General features: G+C 49.2%; 12 protein-coding genes and 12 tRNA genes. 17 read left to right on the forward strand and 7 right to left on the reverse strand.

Annotated features, from left to right (window positions below):
* The first annotated feature begins 43 nt into the window (after positions 1–43).
* From nudC to ACSTTG_RS23090, 3 genes are all read left to right on the forward strand, one after another.
* On the forward strand, positions 44–865 hold the full coding sequence (gene nudC / locus ACSTTG_RS23080; protein WP_438476503.1) for an NAD(+) diphosphatase: 822 nt from the start codon (positions 44–46) through the stop codon (positions 863–865).
* 511 nt (positions 866–1,376) lie between these two features.
* A complete protein-coding gene (gene hemE, locus ACSTTG_RS23085) occupies positions 1,377–2,444 on the forward strand; it encodes a uroporphyrinogen decarboxylase (RefSeq protein ID WP_438476504.1) in 1,068 nt (355 codons plus the stop codon).
* A 129-nt stretch (positions 2,445–2,573) separates the two neighbouring features.
* Complete coding sequence (locus tag ACSTTG_RS23090) at positions 2,574–3,215, forward strand: TetR/AcrR family transcriptional regulator (protein ID WP_438476505.1); 642 nt, start codon at positions 2,574–2,576, stop codon at positions 3,213–3,215.
* 42 nt (positions 3,216–3,257) lie between these two features.
* On the opposite strand, the gene ACSTTG_RS23095 is transcribed toward ACSTTG_RS23090, so the two are convergent.
* The 6 genes from ACSTTG_RS23095 to rsgA form a co-directional block, all read right to left on the reverse strand.
* Positions 3,258–4,388, reverse strand: a complete 1,131-nt coding sequence (locus tag ACSTTG_RS23095; RefSeq protein ID WP_438459907.1) for a murein hydrolase activator EnvC family protein — start codon at positions 4,386–4,388, stop codon at positions 3,258–3,260.
* 296 nt (positions 4,389–4,684) lie between these two features.
* Positions 4,685–6,217, reverse strand: a complete 1,533-nt coding sequence (gpmM, locus tag ACSTTG_RS23100; RefSeq protein ID WP_438459908.1) for a 2,3-bisphosphoglycerate-independent phosphoglycerate mutase — start codon at positions 6,215–6,217, stop codon at positions 4,685–4,687.
* A 257-nt stretch (positions 6,218–6,474) separates the two neighbouring features.
* Positions 6,475–7,362: a DMT family transporter gene (locus tag ACSTTG_RS23105; RefSeq protein WP_438476507.1), complete on the reverse strand. Its 888-nt coding sequence runs from the start codon at positions 7,360–7,362 to the stop codon at positions 6,475–6,477.
* Between the two features lie 65 nt (positions 7,363–7,427).
* A complete protein-coding gene (locus ACSTTG_RS23110) occupies positions 7,428–8,843 on the reverse strand; it encodes an SLC13 family permease (RefSeq protein ID WP_438459910.1) in 1,416 nt (471 codons plus the stop codon).
* A gap of 405 nt (positions 8,844–9,248) precedes the next feature.
* Positions 9,249–10,106, reverse strand: coding sequence for an archaetidylserine decarboxylase (gene asd / locus ACSTTG_RS23115; RefSeq protein ID WP_438459911.1), 858 nt, complete (start codon positions 10,104–10,106; stop codon positions 9,249–9,251).
* Positions 10,107–10,214: 108 nt separating this feature from the next.
* A complete protein-coding gene (gene rsgA, locus ACSTTG_RS23120) occupies positions 10,215–11,270 on the reverse strand; it encodes a small ribosomal subunit biogenesis GTPase RsgA (RefSeq protein ID WP_438459912.1) in 1,056 nt (351 codons plus the stop codon).
* A 114-nt stretch (positions 11,271–11,384) separates the two neighbouring features.
* On the opposite strand from rsgA, the gene orn reads away from it, so the two are divergent.
* The 13 genes from orn (at position 11,385) to ACSTTG_RS23185 (ending at position 13,602) form a co-directional block, all read left to right on the forward strand.
* Positions 11,385–11,930 (forward strand): oligoribonuclease, encoded by a 546-nt coding sequence (orn, locus tag ACSTTG_RS23125; protein WP_438459913.1) that lies wholly within the window; start codon positions 11,385–11,387, stop codon positions 11,928–11,930.
* 157 nt (positions 11,931–12,087) lie between these two features.
* Positions 12,088–12,163, forward strand: a tRNA-Gly gene (locus tag ACSTTG_RS23130).
* Positions 12,164–12,202: 39 nt separating this feature from the next.
* Positions 12,203–12,279: transfer RNA gene (locus ACSTTG_RS23135), tRNA-Met, on the forward strand.
* A 121-nt stretch (positions 12,280–12,400) separates the two neighbouring features.
* Positions 12,401–12,476 (forward strand) — tRNA-Gly (locus tag ACSTTG_RS23140).
* 58 nt (positions 12,477–12,534) lie between these two features.
* Positions 12,535–12,611: transfer RNA gene (locus ACSTTG_RS23145), tRNA-Met, on the forward strand.
* Positions 12,612–12,737: 126 nt separating this feature from the next.
* A tRNA-Gly gene (locus tag ACSTTG_RS23150) sits at positions 12,738–12,813 on the forward strand.
* Positions 12,814–12,848: 35 nt separating this feature from the next.
* Positions 12,849–12,924 (forward strand) — tRNA-Gly (locus ACSTTG_RS23155).
* Between the two features lie 34 nt (positions 12,925–12,958).
* Positions 12,959–13,034, forward strand: a tRNA-Gly gene (locus ACSTTG_RS23160).
* Between the two features lie 34 nt (positions 13,035–13,068).
* Positions 13,069–13,144: transfer RNA gene (locus ACSTTG_RS23165), tRNA-Gly, on the forward strand.
* Positions 13,145–13,183: 39 nt separating this feature from the next.
* Positions 13,184–13,260: transfer RNA gene (locus ACSTTG_RS23170), tRNA-Met, on the forward strand.
* A gap of 35 nt (positions 13,261–13,295) precedes the next feature.
* A tRNA-Gly gene (locus ACSTTG_RS23175) sits at positions 13,296–13,371 on the forward strand.
* A gap of 36 nt (positions 13,372–13,407) precedes the next feature.
* Positions 13,408–13,483, forward strand: a tRNA-Gly gene (locus tag ACSTTG_RS23180).
* Positions 13,484–13,525: 42 nt separating this feature from the next.
* A tRNA-Met gene (locus tag ACSTTG_RS23185) sits at positions 13,526–13,602 on the forward strand.
* Positions 13,603–14,100: 498 nt separating this feature from the next.
* On the opposite strand, the gene queG is transcribed toward ACSTTG_RS23185, so the two are convergent.
* Positions 14,101–15,222 carry a tRNA epoxyqueuosine(34) reductase QueG gene (queG, locus tag ACSTTG_RS23190; RefSeq protein WP_438476508.1) on the reverse strand — a complete coding sequence of 374 codons (1,122 nt, stop codon included), beginning with the start codon at positions 15,220–15,222 and terminating at the stop codon, positions 14,101–14,103.
* 234 nt (positions 15,223–15,456) lie between these two features.
* Here queG and tsaE point away from each other — a divergent pair, with 234 nt between their 5' ends.
* Positions 15,457–15,921: a tRNA (adenosine(37)-N6)-threonylcarbamoyltransferase complex ATPase subunit type 1 TsaE gene (gene tsaE / locus ACSTTG_RS23195; RefSeq protein WP_438461372.1), complete on the forward strand. Its 465-nt coding sequence runs from the start codon at positions 15,457–15,459 to the stop codon at positions 15,919–15,921.
* The last annotated feature ends 3 nt before the right edge of the window (positions 15,922–15,924 follow it).

Below are 15,924 nucleotides of genomic sequence, written 5' to 3' on the forward strand. Positions count from 1 at the left end.
ATTGCCAGTAAAATGATGATTCTGCAAGCGACGAGAGGCAAGGATGTTAGAAAATTGTGATACAAATGAAACGAGTCCCATACTTTGGATCGTTGTAAAGGACAGCTCGGTTTGGCTTGTCGATAACAAGCTGCCTAGTGGGTCTGGGCAAGCTTTGGGGTTGCCGGTGGAAAAAGCTTGTGCCATTGGTGAGTACCAAGGGCAAACCTGTATGTGGCTTAATGAATCTGATGTTGAAATGCCGCTCGAGATGGTCTCGCTGCGCAGCTGTTTGGAGTTTCCTGAGCCACTGTTTCTGATGATCAGCCGTGCAATTCAGTACGGCCATATGACCCAAACCATGCGCTACTGCCCATTGTGTGGAGGACGTAATCACCTCAATCACAACCAACTAGCCATGCAGTGCGGCGATTGCCGCACCTTACACTACCCAAGAATTTTCCCCTGCATTATCGTCGCCGTACGCAAGGACGACAAACTACTCCTAGCCCAACACCCAAGACACCGCAACGGCATGTACACAGTGATCGCAGGCTTTCTAGAAGTAGGGGAGACCCTAGAACAGTGCGTCACACGCGAGGTGATGGAAGAGACCGGTATCCTAGTCAATAACATACGCTACTTCGGCAGCCAACCTTGGGCCTTCCCTTCAAGCATGATGATGGCGTTCCTAGCCGATTACGCAGATGGTGAAGTCAAACCCGACTATCGAGAAATAACCGATGCAGGATGGTTCCGTCCCGACGAGCTCCCCGAAGTCGCCCCAACCGGCACCATCGCCAGAGCCTTAATCGAACAAACCATCTCCGATATAAAAGCAGGTTCGAGGAGCGGGGACGGGCTTCGCCCTACGGGTAGCGAGTAGTTTGCAGCGTGCGATAAAGTACTCGCTCCTCGGAACTGTTTTTTTAGGTTCGAGGTTCGAGTACGGGCGTTGCCCTTCGAGGAGCGAGGAATTCAGAACGCGCGATAAAATCCTCGCACCTCGGAACTGTTTTCTAGGTTCGAGGTTCGAATACGGGCGTTGCCCTTCGGGGAGCGATGAGTCCAGAGCGCGCGATAAAATCCTCGCACCTCGGAACGAAGTGAAACCCGCACCTCGAAACTTCTTCTCAAGGAGGTTTTTTTGACAAAAAAAACCCTCCTTGAGAAGGAGGGGGTAAGTAAGATGTCGTTATGAGATACCGAGTTGTAATAACTCATTTATAGTAGTTTTCGCTAGCAACCAAATAGTAAACATTGTTTAGGGTTGGACGCAAATTAAGCATTGTTATTAAAGTAAATAACATGATCCAGGGCTCAAAGCGTTGGTCTTTTTACGCCCTAACAGTGTTAAGATAATCAGCGAGAAAATCAGTCTAGATTGGATGAAAAGAATGACAGAATTAAAAAATGATCGCTATCTGCGCGCTTTGCTCAAACAGCCAGTAGACTACACCCCAGTGTGGATGATGCGACAAGCCGGTCGTTATCTTCCAGAGTACAAGGCCACTCGAGCCCAGGCGGGTGACTTTATGTCATTATGCCGCAATGCTGAGTTGGCTTCAGAGGTGACACTTCAGCCACTACGTCGCTTCCCACTTGATGCTGCGATACTCTTCTCGGATATCCTGACCATCCCAGATGCGATGGGATTAGAGCTGCGCTTTGCTGCAGGTGAGGGGCCAGTGTTCGATAAGCCGATCACTTGTAAAGCGGATGTCGACAAAATTGGTCTGCCCGATCCCGAGGGTGAGCTGCAATATGTGATGAATGCGGTGCGTCAGATTCGTAAGGATCTCAATGGTGACGTACCACTGATTGGTTTTTCTGGTAGCCCATGGACGCTTGCGACTTACATGGTTGAAGGCAGTAGTTCAAAGGCGTTCACCAAGATCAAGAAGATGATGTACGCCGAGCCACAGACCCTGCATGCGCTGCTCGATAAGCTTGCTGACAGTGTGATTGAGTATCTGAATGCCCAAATTAAGGCGGGTGCTCAATCGGTAATGGTGTTTGACACCTGGGGTGGTGTACTAACACCACGCGATTACAATCTGTTCTCACTGCAATATATGCACAAAATTGTCGACGGCCTGATCCGAGAAAACCAGGGTCGCCGCGTGCCGGTCACCCTGTTTACCAAAAACGGTGGCATGTGGCTTGAGCAGATCGCGGCGACAGGCTGTGATGCTGTTGGTCTGGATTGGACGATCAATATCGATGATGCTAAGGCGCGTATTGGCGATAAGGTTGCACTGCAAGGCAACATGGACCCATCAATGCTCTATGCGCAGCCAGAGCGAATTCGTCAAGAAGTCGCGAGTATCCTGGAGGGCTTTGGTCATGATGGAACCGGGCATGTGTTTAACCTTGGCCACGGTATTCACCTTGATGTGCCACCAGAAAACGCTGGAGTATTTGTTGACGCTGTCCATCAGCTCTCTAAGCCTTATCACCAATAAGGAATGGGTCAATACCTCAATTGAGGCATAGTTTAATCAAGGTCAATTTATCGGCGCGCAGAGATCGCGCGCCTTTATCACAGTTAGGTATATACTCTAGAGACCCCTTCTAAGTACGAGAAAATAATAATGAAGACTCGGGACAAAATCGTCTCAGCAGCGTTAGAGCTGTTCAACGAGCATGGAGAGCGCTCGATCACCACCAACCATATTGCCGCACATATCGAAATCAGTCCGGGTAATCTCTATTACCACTTCCGCAACAAGCAGGAAATTGTGCGAGATATCTTTGTCCTCTATTCGCAGGAGCTGCTAAAGCGGTTTGAGCCGGTTCAAGGCCAAACGGAGAGCTTAGTGCTGCTCAAGCAGTATCTTGACTCAATCTTCACCTTGATGTGGAAGTATCGTTTCTTCTACGCCAACCTGCCGGACATTCTCCAGCGTGACCCGTCACTGCACCACGATTATATTGCCGTGCAAAAACAGCTGCAGGCCAATCTGAACGATATCATGCGTACCTTTGCCCAATTAGGGCTGCTGAAAATTGAAGAAAGTGAGATCCCGCAGCTGGTGGTGTCGCTACACCTGATTGCCAGTGGGTGGCTTGCTTATCGCTCGGCAATGAATGCCAGCGAGAGCGTCACCGAGCAAGTCGTCCATCAGGGTATGCTGCAGATGATCTTAGTGGTGAAACCGCTGGCCACACCTCTTGGGCGTGAGCAGCTCGAACTGCTTGAGGAGAGTATCCGCACCACATACCCACATGCCTAATGATTAACGTCGGTGCTAAGACAGACTGACTGGTAACAGCGGTTATTGTAGCCAGGAGGTTGGATTATAGGTCTTGCTGTTGCGGCGTAGCTCAAAATAGACCGAGGCTTGGCTTTGACCACCAGTGTTGCCAGCAAGGGCGATGGCTTCGCCTGCGGTCACCTTATCCCCTTCTTTTTTGAGTAGGGTTTGGTTAAAGCCGTAGAGCGTCATATCGCCCTTGCCGTGATCAAGGAGGATCACCAAACCATAGCCTCGTAAATAGTCGGCAAACACAATGGTGCCAGAGTATACCGCCGAGACTTCTTGCCCATAGCTGGCCTCAACCACCACCCCTTTCCAATCGATTTGACCAGCCTGTTTGCTCCCGTAGCGGTGCAGCACATTCCCTTTCACTGGCCAAGGCAGTTTGCCTTTTTGTTTTGCTAAGCCATCCATCGGCACGGCTGCTCGTTTAGCCGCTTTGGCTATCTCAGCTTGAAGGCGCGTTTCATTGCGTTGTAATTCTTCAAGGTAGACTTGATCGGAGGAGATGTTTGAGCGGATCTTACTGATAGTCGACTTACGCTCGGTCTGACTATTGCTTAGAGCTTGGCGCTGTTTTTTCTGCTCATTGAGTAGCGTTGTGATCTGCTGTTTCTCTACGCTGAGTTGTTGCTGTGTCCCCTCGAGCTGCTGCTGTGTGATTTCAAGTTCAGAAATAGCGGTGGCGCGTGCTTGAGCGATATGTTGAAAATACTGGCCGATGCGATCTTCTTCGGCGCTGGTGCCAAGTAAATTCTCTGGCATCTTGCCATTTTGCGTAATGTAGTAGAGGCGCAGCAACTCAGCAAGTTGATCGCTTTGGCTCGCACGGCGCTTATCCAGAGTTGCAGCGCGCTGGTTGAGTGACTCAATCTTATTGTTCGTGTCTCTGAGTGATTGCTCGGTGCGGCGGATCTTTTGCTCGCTATTGTTGATCGCCAGCTCTTGATCCTTGAGTGAACGCTGAAGCTTATCGAGCTCTTTCTTTTGTGAACTGAGTGACTGCTGCTGACGACTGATCTCCCCCTTTACGCCCTTTAGCGCCTCTTGTGAATTGGCCATCGCACCGGCGGGACCATACAGGCAAGCCACAGCCAGTCCTAAACCAACACAGCGAGAAAGCCGTTTGAGACAAATACAAGGGATCATTTGGGTCCGTCCGAAGTCGATTGGAAAGAATCAGTATAACTAAACTTGACGGAGAGTCGAGAATCGAGAAGCGAGAGTCGAGGGGATTCAGATTCGAGAGTCGAGAAACGAGAGTCGAGAGGGCATGCGCTTTCACTTTAGCGATTCTTCTAACTATCATGTTAGTGATAAGCATGAAGCGCGTATTGTTTTGTCTCGCTTCTCGCAGGACAACGTCCGATCTCGCCTCTCGCCTCTTTTCCCGAGATACAAAAAAACCCTAGCTAAAAAGCTAGGGTCTAAATCTCGGGAAAACCTTATTTAACCAAGACTTCGCCAGTCATTTCTGCTGGGATTTCTAGGCCAGTCAGAGACAGCATAGTTGGTGCTAGGTCAGACAGTTTACCGCCTTCTTTGAACTCAACTTCTTTGTCGCCGATGTACACTAGAGGTACTGGTAGGTTGGTGTGCGCAGTGTGAGTGCCGCCAGTAGTTGGGTCAACCATCATTTCTGCGTTGCCGTGGTCAGCTGTGATCAGCATTTGACCGCCTACTTCTTTGATTGCTTCAACGATTTGACCAACGCTTGCGTCTAGTGCTTCGATCGCTTGCTCAGCCGCTTCGTATACGCCAGTGTGACCAACCATGTCTGCGTTCGGGTAGTTACAGATGATGGTGTCGTACTTGCCAGACTTGATGGCAGCAAGCATTTTTTCAGTCAGCTCAGCAGAGCTCATTTCTGGTTGTAGGTCGTAAGTCGCTACTTTTGGAGAAGCAACTAGCTGACGCTCTTCACCATCAAACTCGCTCTCAACGCCGCCGTTGAAGAAGAAAGTTACGTGCGCGTATTTCTCTGTTTCAGAGATACGTAGCTGAGTTTGACCCTGCTTAGATAGCCACTCACCGTAAGTGTTCTCAAGAGACGCTGGTGGGAAGGCAATTGCTAGCGGGATGTCTGCTGCATATTGAGTCAGCATCACGAAGTTGATTGCAGGGAAGACTGCACGCTCAAAGCCATCAAATGCTGGTACGAAAGTACGAGTGATTTGACGTGCACGGTCAGCACGGTAGTTCATGAAGATAACCGCATCGCCGTCAGCGATGATCGCGTCTTCTTGACCTTCAGTTTTGATCGCGGTTGCTTTAACGAACTCATCGTTCTCGTCACGCGCGTAAGCTGCTTCTAGACCTGCAACGGCTGAGTCAAAAGTGAACTCTGCTTTAGCTTGAGTCAGAAGATCGTAAGCTACTTGAACGCGATCCCAGTTGTTGTCACGGTCCATTGCGTAGTAACGACCTACTAGAGAGGCAACGCGGCCTTTACCTAGCTTGGCAAATAGCTCGTCAAAGCGCTTAAGTGAGTTTTCAGCGCTGCGTGGTGGCGTGTCACGGCCGTCTAGGAAGCAGTGTAGGTAGATCTTCTCAGCGCCACGAGCTGCCGCCATTTCTACTGCTGCGTAGATGTGGTCTTCGTGAGAGTGAACGCCACCTGGAGACATCAGACCCATGATGTGAACTGCTTTCTCAGCTTTTACCGCGGTATCGATAGCTTCTACTAGAGCCGGTGTCTGTACGAAGTCACCGTCTGCGATAGATTTAGTGATGCGAGTTAGGTCTTGGTAAACAACGCGACCCGCGCCGATGTTAGTGTGACCTACCTCAGAGTTACCCATTTGACCGTCAGGCAGACCTACGTCCATACCAGAAGCAGAAATTAGAGTATTTGGGTTGTTTGCTAGTAGCGCGTCCATTACAGGTGTTTTCGCGTTAGCAATCGCATTGCTTGCGGTATCTTCACGGTGACCGTAACCGTCAAGAATAACTAGAGCCATAGGCTTCTTAGCAGACATAGTATTGACCTCGTCAAATCGTTGGTAATTTTTTGGTCGGATGACCTTGAAATAAATTAGCGTAATTTTACTACACTTTTTAGTCAAAACTGTAGGTTAAGATCAAAATTCGCCCCCAAGGCGGCAAGAAATTTATCTAGATTACAACATAATCCATGAGTCAATCCGAATAGACCTAGTGATCTTTAATGATAATCAGCTCGATATAAAGCTTATTGTAGCTATCGATGTGATAGCCCGCAGCAATAGATCTCGAATTAATAGACTAGTAATGCCGTGCCACTGACAGCAAACAGGGCACCAAGCCAAGCGTAGCGATTGGGCCGCTGTTTGGTGTAAAACCAAATCAGGGGCAGCAGCATCACCGGCGTAGTGGAAGAGAGCAGGGCAACCATACCGACATGGCCATCCCGCAGTGCATACAGGATCAAGGTCATGCCGACGGCCATGGCAATAAAACCGTTCAGGGCTGTGATCATAAAGATACGCGGATTGATCAGTTGTGACGGTTTGGCAAGGCGTGCACCAGTAAGCCTAAACAGGCAATGTGCAACGAAAGCTGAGATCATACGGATCGCCGATGCGGCGACAGGGTCGATATCCGTCATCATGACGGGCTTGGCAATAATGCCTCCCAATGCCTGACAGAGCGCAGCGACCAGGCCTAAAGCAATTCCGATACTGAGGGAGCCGGAGACCTGCTCCAATTTTGAGTTAGAGGGCTTTTTGCGACCGAAGAAGATGGCACCCGCCACGCCGAGAAAGACCAGTAGTGAGCCCAAAAGCTCCAGGTGAGTCATGGTTTCGCTGAAGATAAAGAAGCCGAGGATCACGGAGAAGACCGCATGGCAAGAGAACAGCAGCCCGGCTTGACGTGGCCCCATCCGGTTAAGGCAGGCAAACAGCGCGGTATCACCAATAAAAATACCGATCAAACCGGATAGGACCATTGGTGAGATTAATTCGATTGAGACACTGGCCCAGCCACCGGTCATCAGTGCCATTGTCGTGAGGATAAGTGACGTGCAACCCATACGCCAGCGACTATAGGCAAAGGTGCCCAGGTGTGCTGCAGGCGTGACCGACATTAAGCTTGCCACTGCCCAAAGAAATGCTGCTGCCAGCGCCAACCATTCGTATCCCATCTTATCCTCGAGCCCTAGTGTCTAAGACGGGATACTATGCCTGAAGTTGCTGGCTGGATAAATAGTTAGGTCAGGATCAACACCGCCACGTAGACGATCGCCAAGCCAATAAGCCCCATAATCAGACCGGTTTTCGCCATGTCCTTGCTTTCAATCAGTCCGGTAGAGTAGGCAAGCGAGTTTGGTGGGGTCGAGACTGGCAGGATCATACCGAGCGAAGCAGAGAAGGCGACGACCACGAGAAGGCCCTGAATCCCACCAACGGACGCTAGGCTTTCCATTGAGACCCCAATTGCCGCAGCAATCGGCATCAACAAGTTGGCAGTTGCCGTGTTCGACATAAAGTTCGCCATTAACCAACAGATCAGCGAAAGCGAGATCAGTACGGCAACGGGGGATAGGGTGTCATAAGGAATGGCGTGGGCCAGTGATTTAGCCAGACCGGTTTTGTCCAGTCCCATCCCGATGGCGATACCACCGGCAACTAGCCAGAGTACATCCCAGTTAATTTGCTTAAGCTCAGGTTTGCCCATGACACCGGTTAGGGTGAAGACTGCGAGAGGAATGACCGATACCACGTAGGTGTTCATGCCATGCAGTTGGGTCGTCATCCACATCAAGATGGTGACAGCGAACGTGGCATAAACCACCCAGGCACGCCAACTCTTCTCAAACTTGCCGCTCAGATTTAGAACCAGCTTATCCTCGCTGCTCGGAAACAGCTTTTGCAGTAAGAACCAAGCAATGGTCAATTGCACGATAACAAAGGGTAGACCCATCATCATCCAAGATAGGAAGTCGATGGCGTTCTCTCCAGTCAGATACTGCAGTGCGATCGCATTGGGCGGGGTGCCGATAGGCGTTGCAATACCGCCGGTGTTGGCTGCAATCGGAATACACAGCACCAGTGCTTTGATCCCTAGATCGCCTTTTGGCGCAGCCGCGACAATTGGCCCAAGCAGTGCGAGCATCATAACTGTGGTTGCCGTGTTAGACATAAACATCGAGAACACCGCAGTGATCAGCATCAGCCCAAGCATAATGAAGGCCGGTTTAGTGCCAAAGGGTTTGAGAAGTACGCGCGCAAGGTTGTTGTCGAGGTTGTATTTGGACGCAGCAATAGCGAGTGAGAATCCCCCCATAAACAGGATGATAATCGGTGATGAGAAGGCGCTGAAGATGTCGGTATAGGACATCAACTCACCAAGCTCGGTTTGGCTGTTATCCACCCGAAAGGCGTGCAAACCTTTATCGGAGATCATGATCAACTGCAGCGCGATGATCAATATCGAGGTCGCAAATACGGGCACAGGCTCGAATACCCAAAGCAGCGCCGCCAGCAAGAAGATCGCCAGCAGTCGATGCTGAATCACAGTTAGCTCAGCGATCGGTATCGACTCTGTGGGAAGTAAGAGAATAAACAGCGGAATAAGGATACAAATGGCCAGCTTAACCAAGGAAGCCGATAAACGAATGGGCATGTCACCTACCTAATCAAATCAGAATCTTTGATTACAATACAGTAACTTATCAACCAACTCTTAGACCCGGATTGGAGTTTTATTGACCAACTTGAGCAATTGAACATTAGTTTGTCTCAAGTCAAAAATTCTCTTGAGAAGAAGCGAGAGGCGAGAGGCGGGATCGGGCTTTGCCCTGCGAGGTTCGGGGACGGGCGCTGCCCTACGAGGAGCGAGGAGTTCACAGCGTGTTGTGAAGCCTCAGACTACAGGAAACAAGGATAATGGGAACAGGGATAGTAGTAAGTATAGGGAGCGAGAAACCCATAGCGCACTATGAACTCCTCGCTACTCGGAACGAAGTGTAACCCGTGCCTCGCCCCTTTTTCTTTGGAACGAAGTGTACCCCGCACCTCGCCCCTTTTTTTAAAGCGCGTGCGCGTATGCTGTGCCCATGACCGTCGGGACTGTGTTTTGCATGCTGTCGTCGAAGCGGATGGCGTCTTTGGCGAATAGGTTGATCACGGTTGAGCCAAGCTTGAAGCGGCCCATTTCGTCGCCTTTTTTGAAGGTTATTGCTTTATCGCCTTCGCTTGGGTAGTCCCAGCGGTAGACGGTATTGCCACGTGGTGGAGTGACGGTGCCTGCCCACGTCAGTTCGATACTGCCCACAATGGTTGCGCCGACGAGCACTTGCGCCATTGGACCAAATTCGGTATCGAAGATACATACCACGCGCTCATTGCGCGCAAACAGGTTTGGCACGTTTTCAGCGGTCAGTGGGTTGACGGAGAAGAGATCGCCAGGAACATAGATCATCTGACGCAGGGTTGCATCACATGGCATGTGAACGCGGTGGTAATCTCGCGGAGAAAGGTACAAGGTAGCGAAGCTGCCCTCGGCAAATTCTTCGGCCAGCGCTTCATCCCCACCCAAAAGCTCTTGTGCTGAGTAGTTGTGATTCTTAGCTTGGATTAGCTGACCATTCTCAATGGGACCAAATTGGCTTACGCAAGCATCGGCAGGGTGGGTGATCACTGCTTGATCTTCAACAATCGGACGCATACCCGGTTTCAGCTCGCGAACAAAGAACTCGTTAAACGTTTTAAAGTGCTTTGGATCCGAGTGAAGCGCTTCATCCATATTGACTTTGTATTGCTTGATGAAACCGTTGATGATGGCAGTGGTTAGGCTTCCTGCTTTAGCTGAAGCAAGTTTACCGACTAGACGCGTCAATGCGTGCTGTGGTAGCCAGTATTGCAAACCAACTTTAAGTTTATCCATGATGGTAATCCAATCTCATTAATATACGTGGTATTTTGGGCGCGAGATGGTACTGAATCGCAGCCCAAAAGTCAGCCACAAAAGCGTAAATTTTGTGGTTGGTCTAAATTACAGGTCAGCCTTCTTATTTCGCGAATACTGACGGTTGGCACGCCCTTCAACCATGCTCTCGAGAATGCGGTGATAATTGTCAAAGCGAATCTGATTGATTTCACCGTTATCGACCGCCTGTTTCAATAGACAGCCGGGATCGTCCTGATGTTTACAGTCACGGAATTTACATCCGCCAAGGAAAGGGCGAAACTCTACGAACGCCTTGGTGACCTCTTCAGCTTCCAGGTGCCATAAACCGAACTCGCGCACTCCTGGAGAGTCAATCAGGTCACCGCCACTTGGGATATGGTAAAGACGAGCTGCCGTTGTCGTATGTTGGCCAAGTCCTGAGTTTTCAGACACCGCACCCTCCTCAACATCGAGTCCTGGCATCAGTGCATTCACGAGGCTCGACTTACCTACACCTGATTGGCCAACAAAGATGTTGATACGTCCGGTGAGCTCGGCTTCAAGTTCATTGATCCCAAGATCAGCTTCTTTACTGACATACATCACTTTGTAGCCAATACGCTCGTACTCTTTCAGTGATTGCTTGTACGTCTCGAGTTCATCTGCTTCAAGTAGGTCGATCTTGTTAAGGACGATCAGTGGAGCGATGTTGAGTGTTTCAGCAGCCACGAGGTAACGATCAATAATGTTGAGTGAAAGCTCGGGCAGCACCGATGAGACGATGATCATCTGATTAACGTTGGCAGCAACGGGCTTTAAGCCGTCGTAATAGTCTGGTCTAGTCAATACCGAGGTTCTTGGCTCAACGGCCTCAACCACGCCGGAGATACCGTCCATAGACTCGAGCCCAGCACGCCACAAGACCTGATCGCCCGAGACTAGGCTTTCGATGCCGCGTCTTAGATTACAGCGATGAACTTGCTTGGTCTCTGGATCTTCGATATCCGCATGCTGACCAAAACGAGTGATCACGAGTCCAGTCTTAATCCCACCCAGCATGCTCTCATCCCATTGCACGGTATCTGGCTGTTTAAGTTTTTTCTTCTGGTTGCTTCTGACTCGTCTTACTTGACCTTTGGTCAGCTTTTTCTTTTTCGCCACGTTAACTCTCAAATCTAGTGTGACCAAGATAGGTGCGATGGCACCAAGCTATCTTGAGGATCTTAATTTGGGTATAGTACCTTTTTTACGTGCAAACAAATAGGTGATAAAACTATGTCGTTCAACGATCAGAACTTAATCTGGGTTGATCTGGAGATGACCGGGCTCGATCCTGAAACCCACAAAATCATCGAAATCGCCACCATAGTCACTGACAGCCAACTCAACATTCTAGCCGAAGGGCCTGTTTTAGCAGTAAAACAGCCGGAGTCTGAGTTGGCCAAGATGGATGACTGGTGTACCAACACCCATACCGCGAGTGGGCTGGTGGAGCGTGTACGCAGCAGTAATATTGATGAGCAAGAAGCGGTTCGTCAGACGATTGAGTTTTTAGAGCAGTGGGTGCCAAAGGGGAAATCACCTATCTGTGGCAACAGTATTGGTCAGGATCGCCGTTTCCTATACAAGCATATGCCAGAGCTTGAGCAGTACTTCCACTACCGTTACCTCGATGTGAGTACACTGAAAGAGTTAACCCGCCGCTGGAAGCCCGAGGTGTTGGATGGCTTTTCTAAACAAGGTACTCACCTTGCGTTGGACGATATTCGTGAATCCATTGCTGAATTGAAGTATTATCGTGAAACGATCTTTACGATCTGATCATCTTTAACTGATAGAAATCACTAGTTTAGGGTATGCATGGTGGGTGTTTTTTCATCACTCTGATCAAAAATGAATTTTTTTTTGAAAAAGAACTTGCATCACAAAAAAATGCTCTTATAATTCGCAGCCCTAAACGACGGAAACGTTGTGAAAAGCGACACTAGCTCAGTTGGTAGAGCGCAACCTTGCCAAGGTTGAGGTCACGAGTTCGAACCTCGTGTGTCGCTCCAGTTTGATGGCTCTCATTGTGCCTAACAATGAATATCGGACGCGGGGTGGAGCAGCTTGGTAGCTCGTCGGGCTCATAACCCGAAGGTCGTCGGTTCAAATCCGGCCCCCGCAACCAAACACAAACGATAGTTTGGGTGGTTACAATATCATAACCCTCAGGCCGTCGACGGATGCGCCGCCCGGATCAAACCCGGCCCCCGCAACCAAATTTAATCAATAGCACTTGCTGTTGATATGCGACACTAGCTCAGTTGGTAGAGCGCAACCTTGCCAAGGTTGAGGTCACGAGTTCGAACCTCGTGTGTCGCTCCACTTTCTCTTTAAGTAGAGAGGGAAAGCTATCATCATGCTTTAAATGGTGAATATCGGACGCGGGGTGGAGCAGCTTGGTAGCTCGTCGGGCTCATAACCCGAAGGTCGTCGGTTCAAATCCGGCCCCCGCAACCAAACACAAACGATAGTTTGGGTGGTTACAATATCATAACCCTCAGGCCGTCGACGGATGCGCCGCCCGGATCAAACCCGGCCCCCGCAACCAAATTTATAGTCTTCATTGTACTTAACAGTGACATTGCGACACTAGCTCAGTTGGTAGAGCGCAACCTTGCCAAGGTTGAGGTCACGAGTTCGAACCTCGTGTGTCGCTCCAGTTTGAAAGCCCTCATTGTGCATAACAGTGACATTGCGACACTAGCTCAGTTGGTAGAGCGCAACCTTGCCAAGGTTGAGGTCACGAGTTCGAACCTCGTGTGTCGCTCCAGATTGAAGTTCTCATTGTACTTAACAATGACATTGCGACACTAGCTCAGTTGGTAGAGCGCAACCTTGCCAAGGTTGAGGTCACGAGTTCGAACCTCGTGTGTCGCTCCAGTTTACAGTTTTCATTGTACTTAACAGTGACATTGCGACACTAGCTCAGTTGGTAGAGCGCAACCTTGCCAAGGTTGAGGTCACGAGTTCGAACCTCGTGTGTCGCTCCAGTTTGATGGCTCTCATTGTGCCCAACAATGAATATCGGACGCGGGGTGGAGCAGCTTGGTAGCTCGTCGGGCTCATAACCCGAAGGTCGTCGGTTCAAATCCGGCCCCCGCAACCAGATTAATAGTCCTCATTGTACTTAACAGTGACATTGCGACACTAGCTCAGTTGGTAGAGCGCAACCTTGCCAAGGTTGAGGTCACGAGTTCGAACCTCGTGTGTCGCTCCAGCTTAAAAAGTCTTCATTGTACTTAACAATGACATTGCGACACTAGCTCAGTTGGTAGAGCGCAACCTTGCCAAGGTTGAGGTCACGAGTTCGAACCTCGTGTGTCGCTCCAGTTTATAAAGCTATCATCATGCTTTAAATGGTGAATATCGGACGCGGGGTGGAGCAGCTTGGTAGCTCGTCGGGCTCATAACCCGAAGGTCGTCGGTTCAAATCCGGCCCCCGCAACCACTTTCTCCGATATCGTTCTTTCCTCATGCTGTGAAGCATAACCCCCCAAATACTGACCTGAAACTTAATTCCACTGTGGATTAAGGGATGCGCTGCGTTGTCGTCAGCGCTTTAGTGCCCTTAATTACTAGCCCTGTGGAACGTTTTTCTATTGTTGATTCACAGAGTTATCCACAATATATGACTTGTGGATAAGTTGGTGGGTAAGTAAGATCAAACTTGTCGGTAAGTGCCCTTACACAAGATCATTTGATTTTCAAATCAAGATGGCCAATTTTCGTCTTTGTATAAGCTATTGTTTTGTATGGATAAAAATCAAATTTAGAAAAGTGTGATTGTATTTTGTTGACAATGCATCATCTAGTTTTTTGATCTTTGTCATTTTTTTATAATGTGGCTAACTTTCATTTCCGGTGAAAAAACCAAGAAACAAAAAACATTTTCCACATTAATCAAACTTAGACATAGGTCATATTCTGTAGAGACTTATTTCATACGTTAAGCATCGCGTGGAAGGCCTTTCTCAACCACTCTGATCAGCCGTTGTTGTTTGCGGCTCAACTCTGATTGCTGTAATTGCTGCTGTTTTTGTCGCTGAATTGCCCAATGAATATGCTCATCCAGCATATCGCTTATACCTAGTTTATCTTGTAAGACAGTGAGGTATTGAGGTTGATATGGCGCATTGCCCATGGCGATAGCGATATTGCGTAACCACTGAGTATAGCCAATTCGACGAATTGCGCTGCCCTGCATTCGTTGCAGAAATTCACTTTCAGACCAACTGAACAAACTCAGCAAGCTGGCATCATTAAAATCTTCGCGACGATGGAAGTCGTCATGGGTTGTGATTGGAGCCTCGCGATTCCACGGGCAAATCAACTGACAGTCATCACAGCCATAGATACGGTTGCCGATAGCTTCACGTAGCGCTTCATCGATGACGCCGTCATACTCAATCGTGAGATAGGAGATGCAGCGCCTTGAGTCTACAACCTTGTCGTCGACAATCGCCTGAGTAGGGCAGGCTGTCTTACAGGCTACACAACTACCACAATCGCCTTGAATTGGCGAATCAATAGGCAGGGGAAGGTCGATGAGTAGCTCTCCGAGAAAGAACCAAGAGCCCGCTTGTTGATTCAGTAGCAACGAATGCTTACCAACCCAGCCTAATCCTGCTTTTTCTGCGAGTGGGCGTTCGAGAATCGGGGCGGAATCGACAAAGGGGCGGTAGCCCAGTTGCTCGACTTCTTGCTCGATCTTCTGCGCCAGCTTTTTAAGCTGATTACGCACGAGTTTGTGATAGTCGCGACCAAGGGCGTAGCGGCTGATATAACCCGCATGACGGTCTTTAAGATCGGCAGCAAACTTGGCTTGTGGAGGAAGATAGTTCATGCGAGCACTGATGACTCTAACTGTGCCCGGAAGCAGCTCATCAGGGCGAGCGCGCATCATACCGTGGCGTGCCATCCAGTCCATATCACCGTGATAGCCTTTATCTAGCCAATTTTGCAGGTAGGCTTCATGGTCTTTGAGATCCACATCAGTGATACCGATTTGATCAAAGCCGAGCTCGATACCCCAAGTTTTGATCTGGTTGGCTAGGTCAGTAAGGTTCATCAAACTCGCTCCTTTTTCGCGGGGCGCTGATCCTAGCGGATCTGCTTGCGAAAGGACACAAAAAATTGTCACAGGGCTGACTTGAGGATCAATTTATCAGCGTATGACTATTTCCTATTCACTGAATTATATATACTTGAATATTAGCTGGCTTTTTACATTGCTAGAGGCAAAGACCCACTATAGTGAGGGTATAATTGCCAGAGATGATCAAACACTTATTGCCTATATCAAATGACATCAAAAACATTTTTACTTAAAGACGAGCAAGATACCATCAAGCTTGGGGATCATCTTGCACAGTGCTGTACGCAGCAGACAACCATTTATTTGCACGGTGATCTTGGCGCCGGGAAAACCACATTTAGCCGTGGTTTTGTCCGCTCTCTTGGTCATCAGGGCAACGTCAAGAGCCCGACGTACACACTAGTTGAGCCATACCAATTGGCCGACTGGATGGTTTATCACTTTGATCTTTATCGTCTAGCCGATCCAGAAGAGCTCGAGTTTATGGGGATTCGAGACTATTTTACTCATGATGCGATCTGCTTAGTAGAGTGGCCCGAGAAGGGGCAAGGAATGCTTCCCGAGCCAGATCTACATATTGATATACGTTATGAAGGCACTCAGCGAAAAGCCACTTTGCGCAGTGTGTCGGAATATGGAATTAAACTCGTTGAACAGATGGAGCTGGCATAACTC

It is taken from the genome of Vibrio glycogenivorans (assembly GCF_051660965.1).
Taxonomy (GTDB): Bacteria; Pseudomonadota; Gammaproteobacteria; order Enterobacterales; family Vibrionaceae; genus Vibrio.

Excerpts from the sequence above, each read along its gene's own strand:
- nudC (WP_438476503.1), top strand. The coding sequence starts at position 44 with ATGTTAGAAAATTGTGATACAAATGAAACGAGTCCCATACTTTGGATC.
- hemE (WP_438476504.1), top strand. The coding sequence starts at position 1,377 with ATGACAGAATTAAAAAATGATCGCTATCTGCGCGCTTTGCTCAAACAG.
- ACSTTG_RS23090 (WP_438476505.1), top strand. The coding sequence starts at position 2,574 with ATGAAGACTCGGGACAAAATCGTCTCAGCAGCGTTAGAGCTGTTCAAC.
- ACSTTG_RS23095 (WP_438459907.1), bottom strand. The coding sequence starts at position 4,388 with ATGATCCCTTGTATTTGTCTCAAACGGCTTTCTCGCTGTGTTGGTTTA.
- gpmM (WP_438459908.1), bottom strand. The coding sequence starts at position 6,217 with ATGTCTGCTAAGAAGCCTATGGCTCTAGTTATTCTTGACGGTTACGGT.
- ACSTTG_RS23105 (WP_438476507.1), bottom strand. The coding sequence starts at position 7,362 with ATGGGATACGAATGGTTGGCGCTGGCAGCAGCATTTCTTTGGGCAGTG.
- ACSTTG_RS23110 (WP_438459910.1), bottom strand. The coding sequence starts at position 8,843 with ATGCCCATTCGTTTATCGGCTTCCTTGGTTAAGCTGGCCATTTGTATC.
- asd (WP_438459911.1), bottom strand. The coding sequence starts at position 10,106 with ATGGATAAACTTAAAGTTGGTTTGCAATACTGGCTACCACAGCACGCA.
- orn (WP_438459913.1), top strand. The coding sequence starts at position 11,385 with ATGTCGTTCAACGATCAGAACTTAATCTGGGTTGATCTGGAGATGACC.
- queG (WP_438476508.1), bottom strand. The coding sequence starts at position 15,222 with ATGAACCTTACTGACCTAGCCAACCAGATCAAAACTTGGGGTATCGAG.
- tsaE (WP_438461372.1), top strand. The coding sequence starts at position 15,457 with ATGACATCAAAAACATTTTTACTTAAAGACGAGCAAGATACCATCAAG.